This is a genomic window from Streptomyces sp. NPDC107517 (assembly GCF_055582645.1).
Map to the genome: position 1 here is coordinate 347,769 of NZ_JBVJPM010000006.1, position 16,102 is coordinate 363,870.

The 16,102-nt window shown below is 72.1% G+C and carries 15 protein-coding genes, 1 pseudogene and 1 riboswitch; of the genes and pseudogenes, 9 read left to right on the forward strand and 7 right to left on the reverse strand.

Going from position 1 to position 16,102, the window contains the following annotated elements:
• The first annotated feature begins 308 nt into the window (after positions 1-308).
• Entirely contained in the window at positions 309-1,016 is a 708-nt protein-coding gene (locus tag ACZ67T_RS17535) for an SDR family oxidoreductase (RefSeq protein ID WP_469984890.1), read from the forward strand.
• Between the two features lie 42 nt (positions 1,017-1,058).
• Here the strand turns inward: ACZ67T_RS17535 and ACZ67T_RS17540 are convergent, their stop codons facing one another.
• Positions 1,059-2,036: a DUF1731 domain-containing protein gene (locus ACZ67T_RS17540; RefSeq protein ID WP_469984892.1), complete on the reverse strand. Its 978-nt coding sequence runs from the start codon at positions 2,034-2,036 to the stop codon at positions 1,059-1,061.
• A gap of 242 nt (positions 2,037-2,278) precedes the next feature.
• Positions 2,279-2,369: riboswitch (ZMP/ZTP riboswitch) on the forward strand.
• A gap of 22 nt (positions 2,370-2,391) precedes the next feature.
• On the opposite strand from ACZ67T_RS17540, the gene ACZ67T_RS17545 reads away from it, so the two are divergent.
• Positions 2,392-3,270, forward strand: a complete 879-nt coding sequence (locus ACZ67T_RS17545) for a bifunctional 5,10-methylenetetrahydrofolate dehydrogenase/5,10-methenyltetrahydrofolate cyclohydrolase (RefSeq protein ID WP_469984894.1) — start codon at positions 2,392-2,394, stop codon at positions 3,268-3,270.
• Here ACZ67T_RS17545 and ACZ67T_RS17550 read toward each other — a convergent pair.
• Positions 3,218-3,781, reverse strand: coding sequence for a hypothetical protein (locus ACZ67T_RS17550; protein ID WP_469984896.1), 564 nt, complete (start codon positions 3,779-3,781; stop codon positions 3,218-3,220). The two genes, ACZ67T_RS17545 and ACZ67T_RS17550, sit on opposite strands and share 53 nt — an antisense overlap.
• 27 nt (positions 3,782-3,808) lie before the next feature.
• Complete coding sequence (gene yczR, locus ACZ67T_RS17555) at positions 3,809-5,296, reverse strand: MocR-like transcription factor YczR (RefSeq protein WP_469984897.1); 1,488 nt, start codon at positions 5,294-5,296, stop codon at positions 3,809-3,811.
• Between the two features lie 120 nt (positions 5,297-5,416).
• Here yczR and yczE point away from each other — a divergent pair, with 120 nt between their 5' ends.
• Entirely contained in the window at positions 5,417-6,208 is a 792-nt protein-coding gene (yczE, locus tag ACZ67T_RS17560) for a membrane protein YczE (RefSeq protein WP_469984898.1), read from the forward strand.
• Positions 6,209-6,218: 10 nt separating this feature from the next.
• On the forward strand, positions 6,219-7,955 hold the full coding sequence (locus ACZ67T_RS17565; RefSeq protein ID WP_469984899.1) for an immunity 49 family protein: 1,737 nt from the start codon (positions 6,219-6,221) through the stop codon (positions 7,953-7,955).
• Positions 7,956-7,974: 19 nt separating this feature from the next.
• Here ACZ67T_RS17565 and ACZ67T_RS17570 read toward each other — a convergent pair whose 3' ends face one another.
• The gene (locus ACZ67T_RS17570; protein ID WP_469984900.1) at positions 7,975-8,373 is read right to left on the reverse strand and encodes a tautomerase family protein; all 399 of its coding nucleotides are present in this window, start codon (positions 8,371-8,373) and stop codon (positions 7,975-7,977) included.
• A 119-nt stretch (positions 8,374-8,492) separates the two neighbouring features.
• On the opposite strand from ACZ67T_RS17570, the gene ACZ67T_RS17575 reads away from it, so the two are divergent.
• From ACZ67T_RS17575 to ACZ67T_RS17595, 5 genes and pseudogenes are all read left to right on the forward strand, one after another.
• Positions 8,493-8,918, forward strand: coding sequence for a helix-turn-helix domain-containing protein (locus tag ACZ67T_RS17575; RefSeq protein WP_469984901.1), 426 nt, complete (start codon positions 8,493-8,495; stop codon positions 8,916-8,918).
• Positions 8,818-9,207 (forward strand): annotated as a pseudogene (locus ACZ67T_RS17580) (LysR family transcriptional regulator substrate-binding protein); the annotation flags it as partial. The gene ACZ67T_RS17575 and the pseudogene ACZ67T_RS17580, both read left to right, overlap by 101 nt.
• A 225-nt stretch (positions 9,208-9,432) precedes the next feature.
• A complete protein-coding gene (locus ACZ67T_RS17585; protein ID WP_469985018.1) occupies positions 9,433-9,786 on the forward strand; it encodes a deoxyxylulose-5-phosphate synthase in 354 nt (117 codons plus the stop codon).
• Between the two features lie 124 nt (positions 9,787-9,910).
• Entirely contained in the window at positions 9,911-10,570 is a 660-nt protein-coding gene (locus tag ACZ67T_RS17590; protein WP_469984902.1) for a TetR/AcrR family transcriptional regulator, read from the forward strand.
• 145 nt (positions 10,571-10,715) lie between these two features.
• Positions 10,716-12,341 carry an amidohydrolase gene (locus ACZ67T_RS17595; protein WP_469984903.1) on the forward strand — a complete coding sequence of 542 codons (1,626 nt, stop codon included), beginning with the start codon at positions 10,716-10,718 and terminating at the stop codon, positions 12,339-12,341.
• Between the two features lie 33 nt (positions 12,342-12,374).
• Here ACZ67T_RS17595 and ACZ67T_RS17600 read toward each other — a convergent pair whose 3' ends face one another.
• From ACZ67T_RS17600 to fusA, 3 genes are all read right to left on the reverse strand, one after another.
• Positions 12,375-12,878 carry a hypothetical protein gene (locus tag ACZ67T_RS17600; RefSeq protein WP_469984905.1) on the reverse strand — a complete coding sequence of 168 codons (504 nt, stop codon included), beginning with the start codon at positions 12,876-12,878 and terminating at the stop codon, positions 12,375-12,377.
• Positions 12,875-13,846, reverse strand: a complete 972-nt coding sequence (locus tag ACZ67T_RS17605; RefSeq protein ID WP_469984907.1) for a class I SAM-dependent methyltransferase — start codon at positions 13,844-13,846, stop codon at positions 12,875-12,877. Before ACZ67T_RS17605 ends, ACZ67T_RS17600 begins: the two co-directional genes overlap by 4 nt.
• A gap of 144 nt (positions 13,847-13,990) precedes the next feature.
• Positions 13,991-16,090: an elongation factor G gene (gene fusA, locus ACZ67T_RS17610; RefSeq protein WP_469984908.1), complete on the reverse strand. Its 2,100-nt coding sequence runs from the start codon at positions 16,088-16,090 to the stop codon at positions 13,991-13,993.
• Between the last annotated feature and the right edge of the window lie 12 nt (positions 16,091-16,102).

The window sequence follows — 16,102 nt, forward strand, 5'->3', positions numbered from 1 at the left end:
ACGGAGGGGCACGGGGACCTCCGCCACACTCCGGCGACCACTTCGCCCGCGACGGGCCTACCGCCGGAGGCCGTTCGGCGGCCGGTGACACGGGCCGCACCCGGCACGATGCGCACCCCCAGGATCACTGAACCCTCACCCTAAAGCTGAGGTCGAGGCACCACTCGATGAGACCAGGCCTGGGACGGCGCGTGGGACGACAGGGCCCCGCCCGGGAGCCACCCGGGACCCGGGACCCGCCTGGTACCGCCAGTCCCAGGAAGACGGGACTCCTGGCTGATCGCAGGGTGGGGCCGCACGCTGGTGGCATGACGAAAACACTCATCACCGGAGCGAACAAGGGTCTCGGCTTTGAAACCGCCCGTCGACTCGTCGCCGCAGGCCACACCGTCTACGTGGGCAGCCGCGACGCCGAGCGCGGGCGTCGAGCCGCCGAGCAGCTCGGCGCACGCTGGGTCCAGCTCGACGTCACGGACGACGCGTCCGTCAACGCCGCCGCGAAGACGATCGAGGCCGACGGCGGCCTGGACGTGCTCATCAACAACGCCGGCATCGAGGGCCGGACCCCGGACGGAGGCGTGATCGGCGCCGCGGACGTGACCGCCGACGAGATGCGGTCGACCTTCGAGACGAACGTCTTCGGCGTCGTGCGCGTGACCCACGCGTTCCTGCCCCTGCTGCAGAAGTCCGACGCGCCGGTCGTGGTCAACCTGAGCAGCGGCCTGGCCTCGCTGGCCCGGGTCTCCGACGCGGGTACGCCGACTCACGCGTATCCCGGAGTCGCCTACCCGGCATCGAAGACCGCGGTCAACATGATCACCGTGCAGTACGCGAAGGCGTTCCCCGGCATGCGGATCAACGCGGTGGAGCCCGGCTACACCGCGACGGACCTGAACGGGCACACGGGCATCCAGACCGTCGAGGAAGGCGCCGAGATCATCGTGCGCATGGCCCAGCTGGGCCCCGACGGCCCTACCGGCACATACGTCGACGTCGAGGGCCCGCTCCCTTGGTGACGACGCGGGCCGCGCGAAGGAGACGGCCCACGGCTCACCGCCTCACACCGTCCCGTCCGCCATGGCCCGCGTGACGTCACGCCCACCACGTACACGTCGCGCGAGGTTGGCGGCGGCATCGGGCCACCCGGCGTGGCCGAAGGAGAAGCCCGCGTCGAGCAGCCGGCCCGGGACCACACGGCGGCTCTTCAGAAGGAGTTCGGTGTCCGAGCGGAGCGCGAACGCGCCGAGTTCGGCCATCCGCTTCGTTGCGGGAAGGCCCACCGGAACACCCCATGCCGCGCGTAGCGCACGCATGAAGTCACGCTGCGGCAGCGGCTCGGGGGCGGCGAGGTTCACGGGCCCGTCCAGATCGTCGCGTTCGATCAGGAACTGGACCGCCCGGGCGAAGTCACGGTCGTAGATCCAGGACACGTACTGGCCACCGCCCGCGACCGGACCGCCGAGGCCGAGCCTGGCCAGGCGCAGGAGGACGTCGACGACGCCGCCGCGATCGGGGCTCATGACCATCGCGGCGCGCAGGGCGACCTTGCGGGTGCGCGGGGTGTCGGCCCGCTCCTGCGCCCGCTCCCACGCCTCGGCGATCTCGACGCTGTAACCCCAGTAGCCCGGGACGCCGGCCTCGTCGCCGCCGAGTACGCCGGTCGTCTCGTCGTTCGGTGCGGCGAAGCTGTGGGCGTAGATGGTGGCCGTACTCATCTGCAGCCACGCCCTCGGAGGCCGCGCGGCGGCGGAGATCGCCTCGCCGACGACCTCGGCGGACCGCACGCGCGAATCCATCATGGCCCGGAGGTTGGCCTGTGTGTAGCGGCAGTTCACGCTGCGTCCGGCGAGGTTGATCACCACGTCACTGCCGTCGACGACCTCGGCCCACGGGCCCAGGGTCTCACCGTCCCAGCGGACTTCGCCCTCGCGCACGGGCCGCCGCGTGAGGACGACGACTTCGTGTCCCGCTTCGGCCAGTTCACGCTTAAGGATCGTCCCTACCTGCCCGGTGCCGCCGGGTATCACGATCTTCATGGAGCCCCCTCATCGTGTCGGCACCACTTTAGCGCAGAAATTTGAACACGTTCAAATAGGCGGTGGGGCCGGCGTGGCCTTGACGAGTTGTCGAGTCGTCGCACGTACTCCGCCCGCGCTGCGACGAAGCGGACGTCGGGCAGCTCCCGGCGAGACGGGCCTGGTCGTGCATGCGTTCAGTGCCGAGGACGGCCGCGAGGAGGCCTCGGCTCTCGCGCGGCCGACCGAAGCCGTTACAGTGGCGCACGGGCCGTGACTGGCGCTGGGGTGGAGAACCACCGGGGAGCGGCCTGACCAAAGGGTCGATGTATGCCGTGCGCCTGGGCGAATGGTCAATGACGCCTGGGAGGCGACCATGTCCCCGACACAGACAGCCCACCTCATGGACGGCACCGGTACGGCCCGGCGCCTCGTCGAGGAGTCCGCGGTCAAGGCGGCGGAGCTGGTGAGGCGTACGGGCTCGGCGCCCTGCCTCGCGACCGTACTGGTGGGCGAGGACCCCGCCTCCGTCACGTACGTCCGCATGAAGCAGGCGCGCTGCGCCAAGGCCGGTATCGAGTCGCGGCGCGTCCAGCTCCCGGCCACCACGACGACCGCGGAACTGGTCGCCGCCCTGCGCGAGCTGTCACAGGACGCGTCGGTGCACGGAATCCTGCTCCAGCACCCCGTGGGCCCGCACATCGACGAACGCTCCGCCTTCGAGGCCATCGCTCCGGAGAAGGACGTCGACGGCGTCACCATGAGCTCGTTCGGCGCGATGGCCTTCGGGCTGCCCGGGTTCGTCTCCTGCACACCCGGCGGAATCATGCGGCTCCTCGACGAGTACGACGTCGAACTCGCGGGCCGGCATGCAGTCGTCGTGGGCCGGAGCGCGATCCTCGGCAAGCCGGCCGGGATGCTGCTGCTCGCCCGGGACGCCACGGTGACGTACTGCCACTCGCGGACTGCCGACCTGAGCGCGTTCGTGCGGGAGGCGGACATCGTGGTGGCGGCGGTGGGCCGGCCCCGGCTCATCCGCGGCGAGGACATCAAGCCCGGCGCGGTCGTCATCGACGCCGGCTACAACGCGGGCAACGTCGGCGACGTGGACTTCGACACCGCGGCCGAGCGGGCCCGCCTGATCACTCCCGTTCCCGGCGGGGTGGGCCCCATGACCATCGCCGTCCTCCTGGCGCAGACGGTCACCGCCGCATACCACCAGCTCGGCGCGGACCTTGGCCGCGCGCTCGCCTGAGGGGACGGAGGTCCGCGCCCTGTGCGGTGGCGACGCCGAGGAGTCCGGCGGCCGCCACCGCGAGTGCGGCGCGCGGCAGCGGCTCGCACTCCAGCGGTGCGCACACCTCGAAGCCGATGTGCCGTACCGCCGTCTCACCGGAAGGCAGCATCTGGAGATACTCGGACCCGCCGGTTTCCTCGCGGCCCAGGAGGAATTCGACGGTCAGCAGCGTTCCGGCGGCGATCCGCGGCGATCCGGCCTGCGGTTCACCGGCGATCAGTGTGAACTCCCCCTCGTACGGGCCTGTCGGCGGGTCGGCCAGAAGCCACTGAGCGAACTCGGCGGCCCGCGCCGCGCCGTCACCCATTGGCACGCGCCCGAGGCAGGACGCCTCCAACCACCAGCCACCGTCCGCATCTGCGTCGAGGCCGATCCACAGCTCCTCGACGGGCCGGCCCGGACAGCGGGGCCCTCGCCATGCGAGGCGGAAGAGGGGACCGGTTCCGGGACGGGGACCATCCACGGGCATCGAGTGATCTCTTTCGGGCACGGGCACTCAGACCACCCAGTGCGGTCGGCGCGCGGCTGATGCCGAGGGGAGGCCCGCGGCGAGCGCGGTCGCCATGCGCTGGACGGCCTCGCGCAAGGTGTCCGCAGAGGTCGTGTACGGGATGCGCATCCGCTGCTCGAAGATGCCTGGGTCGGTGGCGAAGTGAGCGCCGCTCTCGATCCGAACGCCGTTGTCGAGCGCCCGCTCGGACAACGCGGAGGCGACCGGTTCGCCCAGGTCGACCCAGAACGACAGCCCACCGGGCGGCAGTTGCCAGGTCCAGTGCGGCAGGTGCTCGTCCAGTGCGGCGGCCAACGCCGCGCGCTGCAGCCGAAGTTGCTCAAGACGAGGTGGCACAAGCTCGTCCGACCGGTCCAGGAGGGCGAGGGCCAGGAGTTGGTCGACGACCGATCCGCCCATGTCGGTGGCCACGCGCTGGCCCGCGAGTTCGGTGACGAGCCGTGCGGGCGCGCGCAGCCAGCCGATGCGCAGGCCGCCCCAATGGGTCTTGCTCATCGAGCCGATGGTGATGACCTGGCCGGTACCTCCCTTCGCGGCGTGGGAGGCGAAGGGAGACGGGGCGGGAACGTCGAGCGCGAGGTCGGCCAGCGTCTCGTCGATGACCAGCCATGTACCGGAGCGCTCCGCCGCGCGCAGGACACGCGCCCGCTCGTGCTCGGGCATGAGGCATCCGGTCGGATTGTGGAAGTCGGGGATCAGGTAGGCCAGTTGGGGCACGACCTGACGAAGGGTCGATTCGGCGATCTCGATGTCCCAGCCGGTGTCGGTCACGGGGACGGACACGGTGCGCAGCCGGGCCCGGCGCAGGGCGTCGAGGGCGTTGGGGTAGGACGGGTTCTCGACCATGACCCGATCGCCGGGGCTGCTCAGGAGTCCCAGGACAAGTGTCAGCGCGTGCTGCGCGCCGGACGTCACAAGGATCTGCTCGGGCAGGGTGGCGAGACCGCGTCGGGTGTAGCGCTCGGCGATGGCGTCGCGCAGGTCGGGCAGGCCGTAGGGGTGGTAGCCGGGGGTGTGCGCCTGCTCGGCCAGTTGCGGGGTGATGTGCGCGAGGGCATCGACGAGCGCCTGGCGGGGCAGCCCGGGCGAGGCTCTGGCCAGGTCGATAGCCGTGTCCGGAGGGCCGAGGAGGCGCGTGATGCCACTGGGGGTGCGGCCTTCGGGCAGGGCGGTCCACGTGCCCGATCCCTGACGGCTGTGCGCGTAGCCGCCCTCGCGCAACAGGTCGTACACGGCGGTGACCGTGGTCCTGCTGGTGGCGAGGGCTGCGGCCAGTTCGCGCTCGGCGGGGAGTCTGACGTGCAGCGCGATGCGTCCGTCGAGGATGAGCGTGCTGATCGCCTGCGCGAGGTGGCGGTAGGCGGGTCTCGTGCCCGAGGCGTCAGGAAGCATCGCGGCGAGCTGACGGCTGCCCAGGGTCCGGTCCGCGCGCCCCACCCTGTCCACGGGCAGGAAGGCGCTCGCGTCAGTCAAACCATTCTCCCGAGATTGGCCATGTCATGTGGGCCAATAACTCTACAGAGTTGCCGCAATGGCCTTGAAGGCATACGACACGCAGGGCGGAGACAGGCACACATGCGGCACGAAACGGGTATGACGGACCACCCCGAGAAGGCGGCACCCCGGAGCAACGACACCGACGCGACCACCCCGCCTCCCGGGCCCGGCGGGAACCCGACGACGCCCCCGCCCCTCACCACCGGTGGCGCCGCCCGCACCACTCCCCCACTCACCTACGTACGCTTCGGCGAACGCCCGCTCCGCCGCCTGCCGCAGTTGTTCGTCGGCCTCGCCCTGTACGGATTCAGCATGGCCGTCATGGTGCGCTCCGCGCTGGGGCTGAGCCCTTGGAGCGTCCTCAACGAAGGGCTGAAGAAGCACACTTCGCTGAGCTTCGGCACACTCACCGCCGTCGTGGGCGTGTCCGTCCTGCTGCTGTGGATCCCCCTGCGGCAGCGGCCGACGTTCGGGACCGCCGCCAACATCGTCGTCATCGCCTTCTCGTCCGACCTCGGGCTCGCGCTCGTCCCCGCGGGCCTGGCACTCCCCGAGCGCGTCGGGCTTCTCCTCGCGGGGATTTTCGCCAACGCCCTGTCCGTCGCCGTCTACGTGGGCGCACGGTTCGGTCCGGGGCCCCGGGACGGGCTCATGACCGGAGCGGCCGCCCTGACCGGGCGTTCCATCCGCGCCGTCCGCACGTGCATCGAGATCGCCGTGCTCGCCGCGGGGTGGCTGCTCGGCGGCGGCGTGGGGCTCGGCACCGTACTGTACGCCCTGACCGTCGGCCCCGTCACGCAGTTCTTCCTGCCCCGGTTCGCCTACACGAGCCCGACCAGGACCGCACGCACGGGCCCGCCCGTCACCGGTTCCCGCACCTCTTCGTAGGGTCTGTGCGGTGAACCTTCACCATGCACCCGATCCACACCTGCCGATGCTGAACGTCCCTCAGGCAGAGCGCCTGCGGAGCCTGACGGCCGCCTACTTCCTCGCCCGTCACGGCACGCACATGACCGTGACGGGGGACGCGGTGCGCCTGGAGGGCAGGATCAGCCCGCTGTCGAACCTCGCGCAGCGGTGCCGTCAGTCCGCCGAGGAGGACTGGCCGCGGGTGGTGGAGCAGCACTTCGCCGGCCTGGAGAACTCCTCCCAGGGAGGCGAGAGCGCCACGGAGCTCCTGGAGCGGACGTGCTGGCGGCTCCTTCCCGACGACGCGTTCGCGGGCGAGACGGCCGACGGCTTCCGCTATGCGCGGCCGGTCGCCGAGGGGCTGCTCGCGGCCCTCGCCCTGGACGCACCCACCTCCGTACGGATGCTCGGCGACCAGGATGTGGCGCGCGCCGGTGCTGAACAGCTGTGGGCCGCGGGCCGGGCGAACCTGATCCGTGAGCCGGTCGAGCACGACGAATTCCGGGGCTCGCAGGGCGCGTTGATGCACTCCGTTCACGGAGACTCGTTCTTCGTCTCCAGCAAGGCGCTCGTACTTCCGGAGCTGGTACGGGAGTTGACCGGTCGGGAGCTGTCGGAAGCCGGGGCGCTCGTCGTGATGCCGACCAGGCATCTGCTGGCGTTCCACCCCATCGTGGACGGCAGCGTGGTGGACGCCGTCAACGACCTGGGCGCGTACGCCATCGGCGCCTACGAGGACGGGCCGGGCGCGCTCTCACCGCGGCTGTACTGGTGGCACCAGGGGCGGCTGGTGTCGCTCACGGTCTTCGACCACGAGGCACGGTCGTTCTCCGTGGTGCCGCCGCAGGCGTTGATGGACCTCATGAGGTCCCTGCGTGGCCAGGGCTCCGCCGACGCCACGCCGGAACCGGGATCCGACGCGCGGACGGACGACCAACTCTCCCTGGTGGTAGCCGAGTTGACGTCCCGGCTGCCTCAGTCCCCCGGGGCCTTCGGCGACGCGTTCGCGGCCTCCCTCGCTCTGAGCCACGCGCGCTGCGCCTCCGACCCCGACGGGAGCGCCCTGGAGACATGGGAGGCATGGGTCGGCGCCATGCAGGTCGGCTCGGCGCTGTTCGCCACCACGACTTCGCGGGAGAGCAGCGTCAACTGCCGCATCGGGGACGAGGTCGTGACGCTTCCGGTCACCGGCCCCGCCCCGTACGCGGACGGCCGCGCCTGGCTCAACGCCTTTTACCTCGCCGTCGTCTGCCGCGAGCGGGACCGCATGACCCAGTTGTGCCACGTTCCGCTGGACGACCTGCGCCGGGCCGCCCCCATGGACGAGTACGTCTTCCACTGGATCGACACGCTCCAGACGTACTGGCTGCAGGGCCCCATGGACGACGTAGTCCAGAAGCTGCTGGCCACCATGAACACGTCCCACCCCGACGTGGCGACCCGTACGCCTGCGGACTTCCTCAATCTGGTCGACTACCAGCCCGTCGTGCTCTTCCACCGTCTCGTGACGGGCGACCACGACGCTTTCGCGCAGGCACTCACGGAAGCTCTGGCCCATCACGAGCGCTACTGGAGCGACTCGGCGGGGCCGCACGGCCGGGTGGCCCTCGGCCCGCTCGCGCTGGCGTGCCTCGCCCTCGACTCGGAGTTCCCGGTCGACAGCAAGTCGCCATATCTGCCCACCCGCCTCCTCGACCGGGCCTGGTACGGCGAGTTCGACACGTGAGAGCGGGCTCTGGGGGCGGCTACCGCCGGGCGGCCTCGCGGCGGTAGAAGTCGAACTGCGTGACGCCGTCGTAGCCGTAGCTCTCGGGGTGCAGTTCGTGCAGCGCGACTCCACAACGGACAAGCGGGCCCAGGGACTTGGTCAGCAGTTCACCCGCCGCTGCAATGAACGCGGCCTTCTCTGCGGCGCTGTTCGTGCCGATGGTGACGGTGGCCTCGACATGGGCGTCGAGGCCACCGGTCAGCGGCCTGCCGTCCAGGTAGTAGCGCTCGGCCGGAACCAGGTCGACGTGCACGACGGTCCGCGCGCCGGACTTGCGCAGCGCCGACACGGCCAGGCCGGTCAGGCCCTCGGCGAGGGTGCGCTGGACGGCGGCGGGAAGCGCGGGGTCGGTGACGGTGACACGGATGAAAGGCATGGCTTCTCCTGAGCAGGTGGGAGGAGTGTGTCCGCCGGAGGTGGCGACACGGACCAAGCCTCACCGACCTGGCACCATTGATCCAACGCATACGTGTCATAGGTATATGAGGCCCCCGCATGAGCGTGAACCTTTCCCAGTTGAGGGCGTTCCTCGCCGTCGTCGACGCGGGGGGCTTCAGCGCGGCGGCGGCCGAACTCGGTCTGAGCCAGTCGGCGGTGTCGCATGCGGTCGCGTCCCTGGAGCGCGAGTTGGCCGCTCCGCTGCTGGTGCGGGCCACCCCCGTGCGGACCACGGCGCTCGGCGTGCGGGTCGTGCCGCACGCCCGGACCGCCGTGGCGGCGGCACGGGTCCGTGGAGCAACTCGCGTCGGACGCCGCCACGATGACGGGCACGGTTCGGCTCGCCGCCACGCCGACGGTCTGCCAGGGTCTGGTTCCCGGTCTGTTGCGGCACTGGGGCGAGGACCAGCCCCGTATCACGGTGCGCGTCTTCGAGGGGGACAGTTCCGAGATCGCCGCCTGGCTGGAGAACGGGACGGCTGATGCCGCCATCCTGATCGACCCTCCCCCGGGCCCGGGCATCCAGCTCGCCGCGGACAGCTACCGGGCCGTGCTGCCCCTGGACCATCCCCTCGCCGGAGAGCCGATCGTCGACATCCGCGACCTGGAGGACGATCCGTTCCTGATCTCGCCCAACGGCTGCGAGGACCGCATCCGGACGATCCACCGCCTCGCCGGGCTGAGGTTCACACCCGCGCACCGGGTACGGGATCTGGCGACCCTGATCAGCATGGTGCAGGCCGGTATCGGCGTGACCGTCCTGTCGGAGGTGTCCCGCTCGCTGATCCCACCCGACCTGGCGCTGCTGCCGGTGCACCCCCCAGACCTCACGCCGCCTCGTACTGACCGGGCCCCGCGCCCGCCCCTGGCACCCGGCCATCCACACCCTGGCGGACTCCGCTCTCGACCATCTCGCCCCTTCCGGTGCCACGTCGGCCGCACACGCGGGCTGAAGAATCCCGTCGAAGCCACGGACGGTGCTGATTACTGTGGCCGCATGACCCACGGGAAGACTTCATACGTGTGCCTGCCCTGCCGGGTCTCGTACAAGCAGACCCATGACCGGAGCAGGGAGCGGACCTGTCCGCGCTGTGCCGAGCCGATGATCCATGTGGGGTCGGCGTTCGCCGCGCCGCGCCGCCGGGACACGGCCGCGTGGCGGGCGCTCACGGTTCTGCTGAACGCGGGCGTGGGCTTCCACAAGAGCTGCTGCGGCGGCCCGGGCTTCCGGCCCCGCAGGCTGCGTGAGGTGCGCGAGCGCCTCGCGTACGCGGAGCGGTCCGGTGAGCCCGTCGAGCGCGCACTCAGGCGGTACGACGTGCCGTGGACCGGCGGGCCCGGTCGGCGTTGACGGGCGCCGTCGTGTCGGGCCGCGTTGGCGCGGAGCGCGACGGCCGCTGCGCCGGGGGCGAGCCGGTGACCTCCTGACGGGCCACACACTTGCTTATTGGTCGCACACTCAATAGCATCCCGGTATGCCGTCAAGCGTCCAGCACAAGCGAATTCGGAAGACGCCGGCCGCCCGATGTGCGGAAATCGTTGCGGCGGCCGCCTCGGTCGCCCTCGCGGAGGGGCTCGAGTGCGTCACTCTGCGGAGGATGGGCGAGGAGCTCGGCGTCCGCCCCGGGCTGATCAGCCACTACTTCCCCTCGGCGGACGACCTCGTGGCGGAGGCCTTCGGCAGCGCCGCCGGCTCCGAGCTCGACAGCCTACTGCCCGCAGAGCGGGCCGAGGGGACACCCACGCTGCACCTGGGGTGGTTCTTCGCGCGGGCGACGGGCGAGTCCTACGACAACATCAGCCGCCTCTGGATCAACGCGCGCCACCTCAGCCGCTACCGGCCCGTCCTGCGCGACCGGGTCGCCGAGCAGGAGGCGGCCTGGCGCGAGCGGCTCACCGGCCTGATCCGGGAAGGCGTCGACCGCAACGAATTCCGCACGGACGACCCGCATGTGACGACCATTCAGATCCTGGTGGTGCTCGACGGCCTCGGAGCGCACGCCAACACCGACACGAGCAACCGGCCCGCCGCGGTGTCGCGCCTGGCCGCCACGACGGCGGAACGTGAACTCGGCCTTCCCAAGGGGACGCTCACCCGAACCGACGCACCGCTCACGGCATCACCCACCGGTTAAGGCCTGCCGTCAATCTCCCGTCTGCCCGGCCACGTCCCGGCACGGACGCCGCGCGGCCGCCCTTCGGGCGACGACGGGAAGGTGACGGCAGGACCTGGCCCTTCCCCTCCCCGGCCACCACCCACCCGCCCTGCAAGGAGCCGCTGTGCCCACCTCGCTCGTCCTGCTCTCCGCCCGCCTGCTCGACCCGGTCACCGGCGCGTTCCTGCCGCAGACCGCCCTCGCCGTGTCCGGCGGCCGGATCTCCGCCCTGGGCGACGACCGCGGCATACGTGAGCAGGTGGACTCCTCCACCACGGTGATCGACCTCAACGGCGCCGTGGTGACACCGGGCCTGGTCGACGGACATCTGCACCCCGTCTCGGGTGCCGAGCTGACGCACGGGCTCGACCTGTCGGGCTGCACCGACGTGGCGGACGTGCGCGCGGCGCTCGCCGCCGAGGTGCGGAACCTGGCGCCGGGGGCGTGGCTGCACGGCTGGGGGCTCGACCCGAACGTCTTCGGTGACCGGCCCGTCGGGATCGCCCCCTTCGACTCCGTTCTCGACGGCGTACCGGCCCTTCTGCTGCTGTTCGACGCCCACTCCATGCTGGCCAGCCGGCGCGCGCTGGAACTGGCCGGTGTGGACGGCCCGCGCGCCTTCGACCAGGCCTCTGCCGAAGTGGTCTGCGACGAGCAGGGCCGTCCCACCGGTCTGCTGCAGGAGGACGCCGCCTGCGAGCTCGTCGAACGCGTCGCCCCGCAGCCCACGCGGGAGGAGCGGCGCGACCGGCTCGCCGCCGCGCTGCGCGCCATGGCCGCCTCGGGTCTCACCGGCGGTCACGTCATGGACGCGAACGGCGACAGCCTCGCCCTGTTCTCCGAGCTCGACGCCGCAGGTGAACTCGCGCTCCGGCTGCGGGTCGCGCCATGGTGCCAGCCCGGTACCGACGCCGAGGGAGTACGGGCGCTCATCGCACAGCAGGGCGTCGGCGGCGCGCTGTGGCGGACGGACGGCGTCAAGATCTTCATGGACGGCACCATCGACAACGGCACGGCCTGGCTGGAGCGCCCGGACTGCCACGGCGAGTCCACCCACGCCTTCTGGCCGGACCCCGAGGTCTACACGCGGATCGTCGGCGAGCTGCACCGCGCCGGAGTGCCCACCGCCACCCATGCGATCGGCGACGCCGCCGTACGCCATGTCCTCGACGCCGTCGAGAAGGCGCAGGCCACGGGCGGGCGCGGGGTGCGTCACCGGGTCGAGCACATCGAGACGGTGCCCGACGACACCCTGGGCCGGTTCGCCGCACTCGGCGTCATCGCGTCCATGCAGCCCACCCACTGCTGCGACTTCACCCGGGCCGACCACACCGACAACTGGTCGCGCCGCCTCGGTGAGGAGCGCGCGTCACGCGCCTGGCGCTGCCGCGATCTCCAGGACTCGGGCGCCACGGTGGTCCTCGGCTCCGACTGGCCGATCGCCCCGTATCCGCCGCTCGGCGTCATGGCGGGCGCGCGCCACCGCCGCCCGAGCCGTGACCTCACTCAGGACCCGCACGGACCCGAGCAGGCGCTCACGCCGCTCGAAGCGCTCCAGGGTCTGACGGTCAACGCGGCCTACGCGGCGGGCGAGGAGCACGAGGCCGGGCGGATCGCCGTCGGCTACCGCGCCGACCTCACCGTTCTCGCCGACAACCCGCTCACCACGCCGGACATGGCGCTGCCGGACCTGCCGGTGCTGCTCACGGTCCTCGACGGCCGCCCCACGCACCGCGACGCGAGCCTGTAGGCGTCCACGGGTGCGCGGAGCGGGCGGAGCCGCTCACACCGGCTCCGCGTACCAGCGGCGGTGGACGACCGGCTCCACGAGGAGCACCCCCACCGCCGCGACCGCCGCCACCGAGGCCGCCGGAAGGGAACCCCACGCTGCCGCGACCGCCCCGGCGAGCACGACCAGCGGGCGTACCAGGGTCAGCGGCCCGAGGCCGACGACCACGGCGAGGGTGCCGGCCCGGAACGGGCCCCACAGGTAGCAGCCCAGGCTCAGGGCGACGATCACCGCGTACGGCGCGAAACACAGGAGCATCCGGTGGGCGGCGGCGTCGAGTTCGGCGTAGCGCGCGCCCCGGTCCGCCGCGGCGACGAGCAGCGTCACGGCAAGGGCCGCGCTCAGGAGCAGCGCCGGGGCGCCGACCGTGAGACCGCGGCGGGCCGCGAGCAGCGCCCGTCTCGACTTGCGGATGCGGCCGTCCCGCCCGGTGTAGGCACGGAAGCCGGCGAACGCCGCGTCGATCAGCGCCAGAGCGGCGAGCAGGAAGGCGTTCACCCGGCGCCCTCCCCCGCCGAGGCCCCCTGGCGTGTCCCGCCCACGGCGTCCGCACGCCCGACCAGGCGGCCCGACGGACCGGGCCCCAGCTCGGCCCGCAGGGGCGGCAGCAGGTCCGGGCGTACGCCGATGACGGGGCGCAGCGTGGTGCAGAACGGGTTGCTGCGGCCCCGCGGTTCGTACACGAGCGGGGTCAGGCCGTCGGCGTGGGCGGCAGCGGCCAGCAGTGTCTCGTCGTCATGGGCGCGGCGGGCCGACATCACGCCGTCGTGGCGGCCCAGCGGGTCGCGCATCCGCGCCCGGTGGAAGACCCACGCGCCGATCGGGGCGAGACCGGTGGCGGCGATGTCGAAGTGGCAGAACGCGGCGGTGCCCGGCGTGGCCTGGGCGGCGAAGAAGGCGTCGAGGTCGGTGCCCCTGAAGTGGTGCAGGACGCCCGTGGACACGTACACGGTGGCGGGCTCGTCGAGGGCGAACGCGTCACCCCGTACGAAACGGCAGGGCAGTCCTTCCGCGCGGGCGAGCCTCCCGGCCTCGGTGACCAGGGCCGCGTTGAAGTCCACGCCGACCAGGTCGACTTCCGGTCCGAGGGCGCCGGACGCGGCCAGCCATCGCACCAGGTAGCCGAGCCCGCAGCCGACGTCCACCACCCGCAGCGGACCGTCGTTCCGCCCGGCTGCGCGGATCACGGCGAGCAGTGGGCGCAGGAGTTCGGCGATGCGGTCGCCGAGGCGCAGTTCCTCGCTGAGCCGCTGGAGCTCGGTGTGGACGGCGACGAGCCGGCGGTCCACGGCGAGCGGATCGAGGTTCCCGTCGTCGTCGCACGCCAGCCCGGCGGCGATACGGGCGCCGCTGCGGTCACCCGCGGCGGCGAGCCGCGCGACGACGTCGGCGCCCCGCACCGGCAGGCGTTCGCGCGTGCCGGGGTCGTGGTCCACGACCAGATCGGATATCTCGATGAGCTGCACAGGGAGAAGGTACGCGGCCGGGGAGGCCGGCGGCGCCACGCCCCGGGAGCCAGTCCGGCACGTGAGTTCAAGGACGCGGCTTCGGCCGGCGCAACGGCCGGACGGCCCCGCCCGTCCTCGGACGGACGGGGCCTGCGCTCGTCGCTACCGCGAAGCCACCTGGCCGGTGACCGCACCCGGCACCGGGGCGTAGCCGGTCGCCCGGCTGGTGAACGTGCCCCGGCCCTGGGTCCGGCCGCGCAACTGGGAGGCGTAGCCGAACAGTTCGGCGAGCGGCACCGTCGCCGTGACGACCGCGGTGCCGGCGCGCATCGCGGAGGCGGAGATCTGGCCGCGGCGCGCGGCCAGGTCCCCGAGCACCCCGCCCACGGCGTCCTCGGCCACGGTGGCCGTGACCTCGACCACCGGTTCGAGGAGCGCCATGACGCTCGCCCGGAAGGCCGCCCTGAGCGCGAAGCGGCCGGCCGTGCGGAACGCCATCGGGGAGGAGTCCTTGGGGTGCGTGGACCCGTCGGTGAGCGTGACACGTACCCCGGTGACGCGGTGGCCGCCGAGGGGGCCCTCGCTCAGGGCGTCCCCGCATCCGGCCTCCACGGCCTGCACGTAGTCCCGCGGCAGCCGTCCGCCGGTGACGACCGACCGGAACTCGAACTCCGCCGCGCCGTCGCCCGTACCGTCCTGCGCCACCGGCAGAGGCTGCACATCAAGGACGACGTGCGCGAACTGGCCTGCTCCTCCCTCCTGTTTGACATGCCGGTACACCAGTCCGGACACCCCGCGCGAGACCGTCTCCCGGTAGGCCACCTGCGGCCTGCCGACGCCGACCTCCAGGCCGTGGGCCCGGCGGATCTTCTCGACCGCCACCTCCAGGTGCAGCTCGCCCATGCCCGAAAGCACCGTCTGGCCGCTCTCGAGGTCGGTCCTGACCACGAGCGAGGGATCCTCCTCCACGAGTCGTGCCAGCGCGGACACCAGCCGGGCACTGTCGGCGTTCCTGCGTGCCTCGACCGCCACGGAGACGACCGGTTCGGCCACCGTGGGCGGTTCGAGGACGACAGGCGCGTCGGGCGCGCACAGGGTGGCGCCGCTGCGGGCGGCCTTCACGCCGGCCACCGCGACGATGTCACCGGCCACCGCGTGGTCGACCTCGGTGTGCCGGTCCGCCTGGACGCGCAGGATCCGGCCGATCCGCTCCGTACGCCGTGCGCCCGCATCCCACACCGCCTCTCCTCTGTGAACCGTTCCCGAGTACACCCGCAGATAGGTCAGACGCCCACGAGGGGTCGCCTGCACCTTGAACACCAGCGCGGCCAACGGCGCCAGCGGATCGCAGACTCGCTCCTGCTCGTCGTCGCCGACGGCACCGCGGACCGCCGGCACGTCGAGCGGTGACGGCAGGTAGGCGACGACCGCGTCGAGGAGCGGCTCGACACCGCGGTTGCGGTACGCCGAGCCGCACAGCACGACGACGCCCTCACCGTTGCGCGTCAGATCCCGCAGTGCCGTGGTCAACGTCCCCGCGGACAGGGCCGATCCGTCGCAGAACTCCTCCAGTGCGTCGGGATGGAGCTGCGCCACCGTCTCCTCGAGGAGTCGTCTGCGCCGCCGCGCCTCCTGGAGCAGCTCTGCCGGTACCGGCTCCTCCTCGTACGTGTCGCCGCCCTCTCGCCACACGAGAAGGCGCATGCGGATGAGGTCGACGACACCGGTGAACGCGTCCTCGCGGCCGACCGGCAGCTGGACCACCATCGGTACCGTGTCGAGGCGCCGGCGCATCGACTCGACCGCCGTGTCGAGGTCGGCACCGGCGCGGTCGAGCTTGTTCACGAAGGCGATCCGCGGCACACCGTGTCGGTCGGCCTGACGCCAGACCGACTCGCTCTGCGGCTCGACGCCCGCGACGGCGTCGAACACCGCGATCGCGCCGTCCAGCACGCGCAGGGAGCGCTCCACCTCGTCGGCGAAGTCGACGTGGCCCGGGGTGTCGATCAGGTTGACCCGGTGACCGTCCCAGGCGCAGCTGACCGCCGCGGCGGAGATGGTGATGCCCCGTTCGCGTTCCTGGACATCGAAGTCGGTGACGGTGGTGCCGTCGTGGACTTCGCCGCGTTTGTGGGTGGCGCCGGTGACGTAGAGGATCCGTTCGGTGACGGTGGTCTTGCCGGCGTCGACGTGGGCGAGGATGCCCACGTTGCGGACGGCGTTCAGGGGGTCAGTGTCATGACGGTGCAGGTTGGTACGCACGCCTGTGGCCTT